Below are 12693 nucleotides of genomic sequence, written 5' to 3' on the forward strand. Positions count from 1 at the left end.
GGAACATTCGGAGCGCAATTCGAAACATTGCGAGGAGCCAGGGTCATGGAGTCCACCACCGCCACCGGCGGGCGCACCTTCAGCAGGCGCTGGATGCTCGGCGCCGGCGCCACCGCACTCGTCACCGCCGGGCTCTCCGCCTGCGGCTCCTCCGGCGGCTCCGGAGGCTCCGGCACGCTCACCGCGTTCGTGTACGGCGACGACGCGGCCAAGGTCCAGGCCTCGGCGGTGAGCCGGTTCAACGCGTCGGCCGCCGCGAGGAAGGCCAAGGGCCGGGTCAGGCTGGAGAAGGTGCCCGGCGCCGAGTACCCGGCGAAGCTGCGCACGGCGATGGGCTCCCCCGCGGCGCCGGACATCTTCTTCAACTGGGGCGGCGGCTCGATCAAGGCGTACCGCGACGCGGGCCGGCTCCTCGACCTCACCGGCGTCATCGCCTCCGACCCGGTCCTCAAGAACGGCTTCCTGCCCTCGGTCCTCACGGCCGGCGGGCTGGGCGGCCGCGAGTACGGCATCCCGATGCGCGGCATGCAGCCGGTGATCCTCTTCTACAACAAGTCCCTCTTCGCCGAGCACAGGCTCACGCCGCCCACCACCTGGGACCAGCTGCTCGACGTCAACTCCCGGCTCAGGAAGGCGGGGATCACCCCGTTCGCGCTGGGCGGCGCCGACATCTGGCCGGAGCTGATGTGGCTGGAGTACCTGGTCGACCGGATCGGCGGCCCCCAGGTCTTCGACCGCGTCAAGAACGGCGACGCCGCCGGCTGGGGCGACCCGGCCGTCCTCAAGGCCGCCCGGACGGTCAGGGAGCTCATCGGATCCGGCGCCTTCGGCAAGGGCTACAGCTCCGTCGCCTACACCAACGGCGGCGCGCCGGCCATGTTCGCCAAGGGCCGGGCGGCGATGCATCTGATGGGCTCCTGGGAGTACTCCACGCAGCTCGGCAAGTTCCCGGACTTCGCGCGGAAGCACCTGGGCTGGACCGCGTTCCCGACCGTGGAGGGCGGCGCGGGCGACATCCGCAACGTCGTCGGCAACCCCACCAACTACTGGTCGGTGAACGCCCGTACGTCCGGCAAGGACGCCGCGCTCGCCTTCCTGCGCGACTGCGCCTCCGGGCGGTACGCGAAGGACCTGATCGCCAACGGGGACGTCCCGGCCACGGCGAACGCCGAGAAGCTGCTGGACGCCTCGCCCGACCCGGACTTCGCCCGGTTCCAGTACCGGATGGTCCAGCGGGCCCCGGCGTTCACGCTGAGCTGGGACCAGGCCGTCGACCCGGACGTCTCGACGCCGATGCTCACCGAGGTCAACAAGCTGTTCGTCGGCAAGTCCTCGCCGGAGCAGTTCGTGTCGGCGCTCCAGGGGCTGAAGTGAGCGCGACGGCGCGGAACAGGGGCGCGGGCCGCCCGCACACCGCATGGGCGCTGCCCGGCGTGCTGTTCTTCGGGTTCTTCGCCGTCACCCCGATGCTGCTGGCCTGCGCCCTGTCCTTCACCCGCTGGGACGGCCTCGGCGATCCCGAGCCCGTCGGCCTCGCCAACTGGCGCCGGCTGCTGACCGACGACCGGCTCACCCAGTCCCTCACGGTCACCGTCTGGCTCACGCTGGCCAGCTGGGCGTTCCAGACGGCCGCCGCGCTGCTGCTCGGGGTCTGGGCGGCGGGCCGGCAGCGCAACCGGGCGATCCTGTCGGCGGTCTTCTTCGTGCCGTTCCTGCTGTCCTCGACGGCGATCTCGCTGCTGTTCTACGCCCTGCTCGACCCGAACTTCGGCATCGTGCGCGGGGACACGCTGGGCTCCACCGACGGCGCCTTCCTGGCCCTGGTGTTCGTCGGCGGCTGGCAGTTCATCCCCTTCCACACCCTGATCTACCAGGGCGGGGCACGGCAGATCCCCGAGGTGCTGTACCAGGCGGCGGCGATCGACGGCGCCGGCCGCGTCCGGCAGTTCCGCTCCATCACGCTGCCCCAGCTGCGCAACACCGCGACCACCTCCGGCGTGCTGATGGCCGTCGGCTCGCTGACCTACTTCGAGACCGTCCTGATCCTCACCCAGGGCGGCCCCGGCACCGACACGGCGATCCTGCCGTACCTGATGTACGAGGCCGGGTTCAAGTCCTACGACTTCGGCTACGCCAGTGCCGTCGCCTCCTTCCTGGTGGTGGCCGCGACCGCGCTGTCGCTGCTGCTGGTGCGGCTGTCCGGCTTCGGCGCGATGCGCAGCACCCGGGAAGGGATGTGACGAGGTGTCCCCCGACACGCGGCAGCGCCCCGTGACCGCCGCCGCGCCCGCGCCCCCGTCCCGGTCCGCCGGCCCCCGCCGCCCGCACCGGCTGCGGCTGCGGCTGCGGCTGCGGCTGCGGCTGCGGCTGCGGCTGCGGCGGGCCAATCCGCTCGCCGGCCTCGGCTCGGTGATCTGGCTGGCCGTCGTCGTGGTCCCGGTCTACGCGATGATCTCGGCCTCGCTCACCCGCGGCGACCGGTCCCTCGGCCACAACGCCCTGACACCGCCGGACCATCCGACGCTGGCCAACTACGACACCGTGCTGCACAGCGGATTCCTCGCCTACCTGGGGAACACCGCGCTGGTCGCCGCGGCCGTCGTGGGAATCGTGCTGGTGCTGTGCGTGCCGCTCGCCTACGTCGCCGTACGGACCCGGGGCTTCTGGTCCGGGGCGGCCTTCCGGCTGTTCCTGCTGGGGGTGGCCATCCCGGCGCAGGCGGTCGTCGTCCCGCTGTATCTGATGATCGCGAAGCTGAACCTGTACGACAGCCTGCTCGCGATCGTCCTGCCGACGGCCGCGTTCGCGATGCCGGTGTCCGTCCTGATCCTCACCGGGACCCTGCGGGACATCTCCGAGGAGGTGTACGAGGCGATGGCCCTGGACGGGGCGTCGCCCACCCGGATGCTGTTCCAGCTGGTCGTCCCGATGGCCAGGGGCGGCATCGGGACCGTCGTCGTCTACGCGGCCCTCCAGGCGTGGAACGGCTTCCTCTTCCCGCTGATCTTCACCCAGTCCGAAGGGCCGCGCGTGCTCACCCTCGGGCTGTTCACCTACGTGAGCCAGTTCGGCGTGGACATCCCCGCCCTGCTCGCCTCGGTCGTCCTCTCCGGCATCCCGGTCTTCGCCGTGTACCTGATGGCCCGCCGCGCCCTGGTCGGCGGCCTGATGGGCGTCGGCGGCAGATGACCCCCCGCACCGTTCCCCGACAGGAGCTCCATGACCACCGCCCCCTGGCGCGACCCCGCCCTGCCCGCCGCCGTGCGCGTCGACGACCTGCTGTCCCGGATGACCCTGGAGGAGAAGACCGCCCAGCTGTACGGCGTCTGGGTGGGCGCCGCCACCGACGGCGAGGGGGTCGCGCCGCTCCAGCACGAGATGGCCGCCGGCACGGACTGGGACAAGCTGATCACGCTGGGCCTCGGCCAGCTGACCCGCTCCTTCGGCACCGCCCCGGTGGACCCGGCGGCCGGCGCGCGGGCACTGGCCGCGGCGCAGCGCCGGATCGCGGACGCGGGCCGGTTCGGCATCCCGGCCGTGGCCCACGAGGAGTGCCTGGCGGGCTTCACGGCGTGGCGGGCGACCGCCTATCCGGTGCCGCTGGCCTGGGGCGCATCCTTCGACCCGGACCTGGTCGAGGAGGTGGGCGCGCGCATCGGGCGCGATCTGCGCTCGGTCGGCGTCCACCAGGGTCTCGCGCCGGTCCTGGACGTGGTGCGGGACCTGCGCTGGGGCCGGGTGGAGGAGACGATCGGCGAGGACCCGTACCTGGTCGGCACGGTCGGCACGGCGTACGTGCGGGGGCTGGAGTCGGCCGGGATCGTGGCCACGCTGAAGCACTTCGCCGGGTACGCGGCCTCGGCGGGCGCCCGGAACCTGGCGCCGGTGCGGGCGGGGACGCGGGAGTTCGCGGACGTCGTCCTGCCGCCGTTCGAGATGGCGCTGCGCGAGGGCGGCGCGCGCTCGGTGATGGCGGCGTACACCGAGACGGACGGCGTCCCGGCCTCGGCCGACCCGCGGCTGCTGACCGGGCTGCTGCGCGAGGAGTGGGGGTTCACCGGAACGGTCGTCGCCGACTACTTCGGCATCGGCTTCCTCCGGTCGCTGCACCGCGTGGCGGGCAGCGAGGCCGAGGCGGCGCACGCGGCGCTGGAGGCGGGCGTCGACGTCGAGCTGCCGAGCCCGAGGTGCTATGGCGAGCCGCTGGTGACCGCCGTCCGTGCGGGTGCGGTCCCCGAGGCCCTGGTGGACCGGGCCGCCCGCCGGGTGCTGCTGCAGAAGTGCGGACTGGGCCTGCTGGACCCGGACTGGCGGCCCGGGGCGGACGCGGAGACCGGCACCGAGATCGACCTCGACCCGGCGGGCAACCGGGCGCTGGCCCGGCGGCTCGCGGAGGAGTCGGTGGTGCTGCTGGACAACCCCGGCGGGGTGCTGCCGCTGGCCCCGGACACCCGCGTCGCGGTCGTCGGTCCGCGCGCGGCGGACGCGCTGGCGATGCTGGGCTGCTACTCGTTCCCGTCCCATGTGCTCACCCACCACCCGGGGGTGCCGGACGGCATCGCCGTCCCGACGGTGCTGGACGCGCTGCGGGACGAACTCCCGGACTGCGGCGTCACGTTCGCCCCGGGCTGCGGGGTGGACGGCACGGACACCTCGGGGTTCACGGAGGCGGTGGCGCGGGCGTCCGGCGCGGACGTGTGCGTGGCGGTCCTCGGCGACCGGGCCGGGCTGTTCGGCCGCGGCACCTCGGGCGAGGGCTGCGACGCCGAGGACCTACGGCTGCCCGGCGTCCAGGCGGAGCTGCTGGACGCGCTGGTGGCCACCGGGGTGCCGGTCGTCCTGGTGCTGCTCACCGGGCGGCCGTACGCGCTGGGCCGCTGGGCGGGCCGGCTGGGCGCGGTGGTGCAGGCCTTCTTCCCCGGCGAGGAGGGCGGCCCGGCGCTGGCCGGGGTGCTGTCCGGCCGGGTGAACCCCTCCGGGCGGCTCCCGGTGAGCTTCCCGCGCACCCCGGGCGGGCAGCCCTGGACCTATCTGCAGCCGCCGCTGGGGCTGGCCGGCGAGGTCAGCAACCTGGACCCGACCCCGCTGTACCCGTTCGGGCACGGCCGCTCGTACACGGAGTTCGCCTGGACGGACTTCACGGGCACCGGGCCCGCCCGGACCGGCACGGACGGCGGTCTCGACCTCTCGGTGACCGTCCGCAACACCGGTGACCGCGCGGGCGCCGAGGTCGTCCAGCTCTATCTGCACGACCCGGTGGCCTCGGTGACCCGGCCCGACATCCGGCTGGTCGGCTACCGGCGGGTGGAGCTGGCCCCGGGAGAGGCGCGCCGGGTGACCTTCCGCTTCCACGCCGACCTGTCGTCCTTCACCGGGCGCACCGGTGACCGGGTGGTGGAGCCGGGTGAGCTGGAACTGCGGCTGGCCGCGTCCAGCACGGACGTACGGCACCGGGCTCGGCTGACGCTGACGGGTCCGGTGCGGGTGCTCGGGCCGGACCGGATGCTGCGGTGCGCGACGGCGGCGGTCCCGGTGTGACCGGGCGGCCGCCCCGGGCCGCCCCTTCCGGGGCGCCGGGCCGCCCGGTCCGCGGGGCCGCCGGAACGCGAACACCCCGCCCCGGTGACCCGGGACGGGGTGAAGTGGAGCGCCGGGCAGGCCTTGCACCTGCATTTCCCCGCAGGAAGCGGGGCGTCTTTCCTTGGACCACCAACGCACTGCATCCGTACCGGAGTTCCGGCCGTTCGCTGTGTGATGATCATAGCGAAGAAACGGCCCCGCGCGCCACCTCAGCCGGCCGGCCGGTCGTCCACCGGTTCGAACCGCCAGCGGTGCACCGCCCGGGTGACCAGACCGCCGTCCGGTTCGGGAAGTTCGGGCAGTTCGGCGTCGTACGGCGCGTCCCACCAGGTGATGACCAGCACCCGGTCCTGGGGAGCGCGGAAGATCTCCCGGCGGACCGGTTCCCCGGCGAGGGTCTGGGCGCGGACCCAGGCGAGGAGTTCCCCGCCGCGGCCCTCCGCCGCCCGGGCCTCCCACATCAGCGCGACGCTCATGAGTAGAGGTTGTCCTTGCTGACCTCGTGCACGTGGTCGTGGTCGTGGTGCCGGCCGGGGACGTGCGGGTCCGTGACCGGCAGCGAGGAGTCCGCGGACAGGTCCCAGTCGGAGGCGGCCCGGTTGCGGGCGACCATCTCGGCGCCGAGGGCGGCGACCATCGCGCCGTTGTCGGTGCACAGCTTGGGGCGCGGGACGCGCAGCCGGATACCGGCGGCCTCGCAGCGCTCCTGGGCGAGGGCGCGCAGCCGCGTGTTGGCCGCGACACCGCCGCCGATCATCAGGTGGTCGACGCCCTCGTCCTTGCAGGCGCGCACGGCCTTGCGGGTCAGGACGTCGACCACGGCCTCCTGGAAGGAGGCGGCCACGTCACGGACCGGGACGTCCTCGCCCGCCGCGCGCCGGGCCTCGATCCAGCGGGCCACGGCCGTCTTCAGGCCGGAGAACGAGAAGTCGTAGGCGGGGTCGCGCGGGCCGGTCAGACCGCGCGGGAAGGCGATCGCCGTCGGGTCGCCCTCCTTCGCGTACCGGTCGATGACCGGGCCGCCCGGGAAGCCCAGGTTCAGCACGCGGGCGATCTTGTCGAAGGCCTCGCCGGCGGCGTCGTCGATGGTCGCGCCCATCGGCCGCACGTCGGCGGTGATGTCCGAGGACAGCAGGAGCGAGGAGTGGCCGCCGGAGACCAGCAGCGCCATCGTCGGCTCGGGCAGCGGCCCGTGCTCCAGCTGGTCGACGCAGATGTGGGAGGCCAGGTGGTTGACGCCGTACAGGGGCTTGCCGAGGGCGTAGGCGTACGCCTTGGCCGCCGAGACGCCGACGAGCAGGGCGCCGGCGAGGCCGGGGCCCGCGGTGACCGCGATGCCGTCGAGGTCCTTCGCCGAGACGCCCGCCTCCTTCAGCGCGCGGTCGATGGTCGGGACCATCGCCTCCAGGTGCGCGCGGGACGCCACCTCCGGCACGACACCGCCGAAGCGGGCGTGCTCGTCGACGCTGGAGGCGATGGCGTCGGCCAGCAGGGTGGTGCCGCGGACGATGCCGACGCCGGTCTCGTCGCAGGAGGTCTCGATGCCGAGGACGAGAGGTTCGTCAGCCATTGGTCTCGGTTTCTTGTACGGAGGCGGAACCAGCGGCGGAGCCGCTGTCGGATTCTGTGGACAGGCGCATCACCAGGGCGTCCACGTTGCCCGGCTGGTAGTAGCCGCGCCGGAAGCCGATGGGGGCGAAGCCGAAGCGCTCGTAGAGCTTCTGGGCGCGGACGTTGTCGACCCGGCACTCCAGCATGACCTCGGCGCACTCGAACGAGGTCGCCGCCCGCAGCAGCTCGGTCAGCAGCCGGGCGCCGAGGCCGGTGCCCTGCCGGGTGCGGGCCACGGCGATGGTCTGGATGTCGCCCAGGTCTCCGGAGGAGGCGAGCCCGGCGTAGCCGACGATCCGGCCGTCCAGCTCGGCGACGACATAGCGCCGGTTCGCGCCGGGGCCGCGGGCGTGGGCCAGTTCGGACCAGAACATGCCCCGGGACCAGGCGTCCTCGGGGAAGAGGTCCTTCTCCAGCTCCAGGACCTGGTCGATGTCCCACCAGCGCATCTCGCGCAGAGTCTCGGTCACTTGGGGGTGACCACCTTGTAGTTCTTGGGGACCTGCGCGTCCGGCCGGCGCAGGTACATCGGCCTGGGCTCCTCCAGCTCCTCGCCCGCGGCCAGCCGTTCGGCGGCCAGCGAGGCGAGCGCGGCGGCGGACACGTGCTCGGGCTCGTGCGCGCGGGGGAAGGCGTCCGGGTAGAGCAGCGCGCCGGCGCCGACCGCGGGGAGCCCCGCGACGCGCTCGGCGATGTCGGCCGGGCGGTCGACGGCCGGTCCGGTGAGCCGGGTGCGGGAGTCGGCGTAGGTCGCCCAGTAGACCTCCTTGCGCCGGGCGTCCGTCGCCACGACGAAGGGGCCCTTCTCGATGTCGGCGGCGTAGGCGAGGCCGTCGAGCGTGCACACGCCGTGCACGGGGACGCCGAGCGCGAGGCCGAAGGTGTCGGCGGTCATCAGGCCGACGCGCAGGCCCGTGTAGGGGCCGGGGCCGGTGCCGACGACGATGCCGGTGACGGCGTCCAGCTTGAGTCCGGCCTCGGCGAGGACCCGGTCGACGGCCGGCAGCAGCAGCTCTCCGTGCCGGCGCGCGTCCACCTGGCTCGACGAGGCGATGACGTCCGTGCCGTCGTGCAGAGCGACGGTGACGGCGGGGGTGGCGGTATCCAGAGCGAGCAAGAGCACGCGAACAGCCTACGGCGCCCGCGCCTCGCGCACGGCCGCCCCGGTGGTCCGGTCACCGGCTGCTACGGTCTGTACGAAGTACGACATATGGCGCGAAGCAGAGGTGGACGCACGTGGCAGGGACCAGCTCGGGAATCGTGGCCGGCCTCGTCACGGCGGCCGTCGCGACCGTCGGCATCCTCGCCTACCAGGCGCAGGCGACCGTTCCTGCGGGCCTCGGCCGTACGGCCTCCGTGCACTCCGCCCCGTCGGAGGCCGCCGTCAAGGCGCCGCGCGACCGCCGGCACCCCACCGCCCTGCCGGGCGGTTCCGGCAAGGGTGAACGGGTCGTGTACTCGGTGGACGACGACCGGGTCTGGCTGGTCGACGAGCACAACCGGGTGCGGCGCACCTTCACCGTGCGCCCCGGCACCGTCGACCCCGGACCGGGCTCGTACGGGGTCACCTCCCGCTCGCACGCGGTCACCGGAAGCGACGGCACCCCCGTCGAGCACGTCGTGCGTTTCACCAGCGTGGACGGCGTGACGATCGGCTTCAGCGCGGCCGTGGGCGCGACCGGCGGGGCGTCCGCCGACTCGCCGCGGACGGGCGGCATCCGCGAGACACGCGCGGACGGCGAGGCGATGTGGAACTTCGCGACGATCGGCGTGCCGGTCGTGGTGATCCGCTAGCCGGACGCCCGGCACGGACGCCCGGTGGGACCGGGGTGTCAGGCCGCGTCGCGGTGCGCCCGCGCCGTCTCCTCCGTCGCCCGCGCCGCCGGCCGGGGCGTCACCGGGTCCGGGTCGCGCGGGGGCCGGGACACGGCCTCGGCCGCCGCGCACGAGGCCAGCAGGTCGCGCATGGAACCTCCGCTGAGCACGGGCCGCGCGGGCGCGGGGTGTTCCGTGGGGCGAGAAGCGGACATGAGCGCCTCCTGAGCTGCGGGGGCGGGCTCGGTTAGGTACACCTAACCGCGGGCTGCCTCCATGTGACCACGCGCCGTGCGTCCCGCGCAACATGTTCCCGACGGCTTGTCGGGAAAAGCGGCAAGGCGCCCCCGGAACGCGTCGCGCGCCCGCGGGAATGCCGCCCCGGTCCCCGGCGAACGGCCGTCAGGCCGCGAGTGCCGCCAGGTCCGCGCCGGTCCACCGCTGCCCGAGACCGGTCACGGTGACGTGCCGCACCTCGTCGGTGGTGTCGCCGACGGCCCGGTGGATGACGACCTCCAGCCGGTCGTCGGTCAGCTCCTCGACCTTCCCCTCGCCCCACTCCACGACGATGACCGAGTCGGTCAGCGAGACGTCGAGGTCGAGGTCCTCCATCTCGTCGAGGCCGCCGCCGAGCCGGTAGGCGTCGACGTGGACGAGCGGCGGACCGTCGCCCAGGGAGGGATGCACCCGGGCGATCACGAAGGTCGGCGAGGTGACGGCGCCCCGCACCCCGAGCCCCTCGCCGAGGCCGCGGGTCAGCGTCGTCTTGCCCGCGCCGAGCTCACCGGTGAGCATCACCAGGTCGCCCGCGCGCAGCAGCTTGGCCAGCCGGCGGCCCAGCTCCCGCATCTGCTCGGGCGAGGTGACGGTCAGCCGGGTCTCAGCGGGGTCGTGTGCTGCTGGTGCTTCCATAACCGATTACGGTAGCCCCTGCCGGCACGGCGCCCGCGCGGGTCAGCAGGTCGGCGAGGCGGTCGGTGACGACCTCCGGATGCTCCAGCATGACCAGGTGCCCGGCGTCCGGCACGAGCACCAGCTCGGCCTCCGGCAGCAGATCGCCGATGACCTCGCTGTGTTCGCTGGGCGTCACCAGGTCCTGCACCCCGGCCAGCACGAGCACCGGGATGTCCTGGAAACAGCCCAGCGCCCCGGTCTTGTCGTGGTCGGAGAAGGCCGGATAGAACTCGGCGACGACGTCGATCGGCGTGGACTCGATCATCCGTTCGGCGAAGCGGGCGACCGCCGGGTCGACGTCCCGTCCCGCGAACGAGTACCGCTTGATGATCCCGGCGAACAGCTCGGCCGTCGCCCTGCGGCCCTTCTCCACCAGTTCCGCCTGCTGCCCGAGCGCCTTCAGCACCCCGGGCAGGATCCGGCGCACCGCGTTGACGCCGGCCACCGGCAGGCCGAAGCTGACCTCGCCGAGCCGCCCGGAGGAGGTCCCGACGAAGGCCGTGGCGACCACCCGGTCCCGGATCAGCTCCGGGAACTGGGCCGCGAGCGCCATTATCGTCATCCCGCCCATGGAGTGGCCGACCAGGACGACCGGCCCCTTCGGCGCGGCCGCGTCCAGGACCGCCTTCAGGTCGCGGCCGAGCTGGTCGATGGTGACGGGCTCGCCGTCCCGGGTCTGCGCCGTGCCCCGGCCGGAGCGGCCGTGGCTGCGCTGGTCCCAGTGCACGGTCCGGACGACCCCGCGCAGGGCCGCCCGCTGGAAGTGCCAGGAGTCCTGGCTGAGGCAGTAGCCGTGGCAGAAGACGACGGTAACCGGGCCGGGCGCCTTGCGGCCGAAGAGCCGGCGGCGGCGCGGGGAGACGTTCGGGCCGGGGTCGGGTTCGACGTCGTCGACCTCGTAGTAGAGCTCGGTGCCGTCGTCGCCGTACGCCTTGCCGGGGGTGCCGCGCAGGGTGCCGTACGGGCCCGTCGAGTCCAGGGCGAGGCGGGCCCTGCGGCGCATTCCGCGCCCCACCGTCATGCGCTCGATGGCGACACCGGCGGCCGCGCCCGCGGCGAGCACGCCTATCGCGGTCCCGGCGATGCCGGTCACCCGGCGCCAGCTCCCGGCGGCCGCGCCGGCGGCGGAGGCCGTGGCGGCCGCCGAGGCGACCATGTCCGCCACGGCCTCCGCACTGCTCTCGCTCACGTCACGCTCCTCCTCGCCGTACTGAAGTCCGCTGGGATGGTGCAACCCGTGCCACGGGCGAAACAGATGATGCCGGTGGGGCCTGTGTTGCGTACCGGATCACAGTGCCGCAACGACAGGGACCGCGGCTCGGGCGCGGTCCCCGGGGGCCTACCCCGCTTCTTCCCCGTTCACATGGACGCGGGGAACCCGGGCGCCGATCCGCGTGACGATCTCGTACGCGATGGTGCCGCAGGCCTGCGCCCAGTCCTCGGCGGTGGGCTCGCCCCGGTCGCCGGGCCCGAACAGCACCGCCTCCGCGCCCACCTCGGGCTCGTCCCCGCCCAGGTCGACGACGAACTGGTCCATCGCCACCCGTCCGGCGACGGTCCGCCACTTGCCGTCGATCAGCACCGGGCCGGTGCCGGACGCGTGCCGCGGGATGCCGTCGGCGTACCCCACCGGCACCAGGCCGAGCGTGGTGTCGCCGGGGGTGACGTGGTGGTGGCCGTAGCTGATGCCGTGGCCGCCGGGCACGTGCTTGACCAGGGCCAGCGAGGCGCTGAGCGTCATCACCGGACGCAGTCCGAAGTCGGCCGGGGTGCCCAGCTCCGGGCTGGGCGAGATGCCGTACAGGGCGATACCGGTACGGACCAGGTCGAAGTGGGTCTCCGGAAGGGTCAGTACGGCCGGGGAGTTGGCGATGTGCCGCACCTCCGGGCGCACCCCCTGCTCCTCGGCGCGGGCCACCATCTCGCGGAACAGGGCGAGCTGGGCGGCGATGGAGGGGTGCCCGGGTTCGTCGGCGCAGGCGAAGTGGGACCACAGTCCGGTGACCCGGATCAGGCCCTCGGACTCGGCGCGCAGGGCCTCGGTGACGAGTTCGGGCCAGTCGGCGGGCTGGCAGCCGTTGCGGCCGAGCCCGGTGTCGGCCTTCAGCTGCACCCGCGCGGTCAGCCCGGCCTCGCGCGCGGCCGCGGTGACCTCGCGCAGCGCCCACATGCCGCTGACGGACACGTCGATGTCGGCCTCGATCGCCTGCCGCCAGGGACCGCCCGGCACCCAGAGCCAGCACATGAGACGGCCCGGCAGGCCGGCCGCGCGCAGCGCCAGCGCCTCCTCGGGCGTGGCGGTGCCCAGCCAGTCCGCGCCGGCGGCGAGGGCCGCGCGGGCGCACGGCACGGCTCCGTGGCCGTACGCGTCCGACTTGACGACGGCCATCAGGGCGGCGCCCTTCGCGCGGGCGCGCAACGTCCGCACGTTGGCGCGCAGGGCGCCCAGATCGATCTCGGCGCGTGCGCGCAGAGGCGCGGTCGGCACAGCTGAAGTCTCACTCATGGCGCCCCCAGTCTCTCAGAGGCTTTCCGCGGCCCCCGGTCGTACTCCTCACCGGGCACGCTACGAACCCGGCCGCCGCCCCCACACGTGCACGTGGTCGCCCTTCCTCGGCACGTTCCACAGCCTGCGCGCGTCCGCGAGGCCGCGGTCGACGCGGCTGCGGGACCCGGCGGTCGGTAAATACTGACACCCCGCGCTGCACCCCGCGCAGAGCCGCACCGGCGTCC

Annotated in this window: 13 protein-coding genes; 5 read left to right on the top strand and 8 right to left on the bottom strand. The window is 73.9% G+C overall.

All coding sequences use genetic code 11. The features are described 5' to 3' along the window. The first annotated feature begins 45 nt into the window (after nucleotides 1–45). From ACIPRD_RS04260 to ACIPRD_RS04275, 4 genes are read left to right on the top strand one after another with little or no spacing between them, the layout of a single operon-like run. Nucleotides 46–1374, top strand: a complete 1329-nt coding sequence (locus tag ACIPRD_RS04260; RefSeq protein ID WP_401559726.1) for an ABC transporter substrate-binding protein — start codon at nucleotides 46–48, stop codon at nucleotides 1372–1374. Next, nucleotides 1371–2240: a carbohydrate ABC transporter permease gene (locus ACIPRD_RS04265; RefSeq protein WP_401559729.1), complete on the top strand. Its 870-nt coding sequence runs from the start codon at nucleotides 1371–1373 to the stop codon at nucleotides 2238–2240. Before ACIPRD_RS04260 ends, ACIPRD_RS04265 begins: the two co-directional genes overlap by 4 nt. A 4-nt stretch (nucleotides 2241–2244) precedes the next feature. Further along, nucleotides 2245–3189, top strand: a complete 945-nt coding sequence (locus tag ACIPRD_RS04270) for a carbohydrate ABC transporter permease (RefSeq protein ID WP_401559731.1) — start codon at nucleotides 2245–2247, stop codon at nucleotides 3187–3189. Nucleotides 3190–3219: 30 nt separating this feature from the next. Beyond that, nucleotides 3220–5538 (top strand): glycoside hydrolase family 3 N-terminal domain-containing protein, encoded by a 2319-nt coding sequence (locus tag ACIPRD_RS04275; protein ID WP_401559734.1) that lies wholly within the window; start codon nucleotides 3220–3222, stop codon nucleotides 5536–5538. A gap of 251 nt (nucleotides 5539–5789) precedes the next feature. Here the strand turns inward: ACIPRD_RS04275 and ACIPRD_RS04280 are convergent, their stop codons facing one another. From ACIPRD_RS04280 to tsaB, 4 genes are read right to left on the bottom strand one after another with little or no spacing between them, the layout of a single operon-like run. Then, nucleotides 5790–6056: a hypothetical protein gene (locus tag ACIPRD_RS04280; protein WP_356400850.1), complete on the bottom strand. Its 267-nt coding sequence runs from the start codon at nucleotides 6054–6056 to the stop codon at nucleotides 5790–5792. Next, complete coding sequence (tsaD, locus tag ACIPRD_RS04285; RefSeq protein WP_356400852.1) at nucleotides 6053–7150, bottom strand: tRNA (adenosine(37)-N6)-threonylcarbamoyltransferase complex transferase subunit TsaD; 1098 nt, start codon at nucleotides 7148–7150, stop codon at nucleotides 6053–6055. Before tsaD ends, ACIPRD_RS04280 begins: the two co-directional genes overlap by 4 nt. Next, nucleotides 7143–7640: a ribosomal protein S18-alanine N-acetyltransferase gene (rimI, locus tag ACIPRD_RS04290; protein WP_356401219.1), complete on the bottom strand. Its 498-nt coding sequence runs from the start codon at nucleotides 7638–7640 to the stop codon at nucleotides 7143–7145. Before rimI ends, tsaD begins: the two co-directional genes overlap by 8 nt. A gap of 17 nt (nucleotides 7641–7657) precedes the next feature. Then, nucleotides 7658–8314 carry a tRNA (adenosine(37)-N6)-threonylcarbamoyltransferase complex dimerization subunit type 1 TsaB gene (tsaB, locus tag ACIPRD_RS04295; RefSeq protein WP_401559738.1) on the bottom strand — a complete coding sequence of 219 codons (657 nt, stop codon included), beginning with the start codon at nucleotides 8312–8314 and terminating at the stop codon, nucleotides 7658–7660. Between the two features lie 113 nt (nucleotides 8315–8427). Between tsaB and ACIPRD_RS04300 the strand changes: the two genes are divergently transcribed. Next, nucleotides 8428–8985, top strand: coding sequence for a hypothetical protein (locus tag ACIPRD_RS04300; RefSeq protein WP_356400856.1), 558 nt, complete (start codon nucleotides 8428–8430; stop codon nucleotides 8983–8985). A 38-nt stretch (nucleotides 8986–9023) separates the two neighbouring features. On the opposite strand, the gene ACIPRD_RS04305 is transcribed toward ACIPRD_RS04300, so the two are convergent. From ACIPRD_RS04305 to alr, 4 genes are all read right to left on the bottom strand, one after another. Continuing rightward, complete coding sequence (locus tag ACIPRD_RS04305) at nucleotides 9024–9221, bottom strand: hypothetical protein (protein ID WP_356400858.1); 198 nt, start codon at nucleotides 9219–9221, stop codon at nucleotides 9024–9026. A 187-nt stretch (nucleotides 9222–9408) separates the two neighbouring features. Beyond that, nucleotides 9409–9918: a tRNA (adenosine(37)-N6)-threonylcarbamoyltransferase complex ATPase subunit type 1 TsaE gene (tsaE, locus tag ACIPRD_RS04310; protein WP_356400860.1), complete on the bottom strand. Its 510-nt coding sequence runs from the start codon at nucleotides 9916–9918 to the stop codon at nucleotides 9409–9411. Further along, entirely contained in the window at nucleotides 9887–11149 is a 1263-nt protein-coding gene (locus tag ACIPRD_RS04315) for an alpha/beta hydrolase (protein ID WP_356400862.1), read from the bottom strand. Before ACIPRD_RS04315 ends, tsaE begins: the two co-directional genes overlap by 32 nt. A 150-nt stretch (nucleotides 11150–11299) precedes the next feature. After that, on the bottom strand, nucleotides 11300–12466 hold the full coding sequence (gene alr, locus ACIPRD_RS04320; RefSeq protein ID WP_356400864.1) for an alanine racemase: 1167 nt from the start codon (nucleotides 12464–12466) through the stop codon (nucleotides 11300–11302). Nucleotides 12467–12693 lie beyond the last annotated feature (227 nt).

The sequence above is a fragment of the Streptomyces sp. NPDC090108 genome (assembly GCF_044747185.1).
GTDB lineage: Bacteria > Actinomycetota > Actinomycetes > Streptomycetales > Streptomycetaceae > Streptomyces.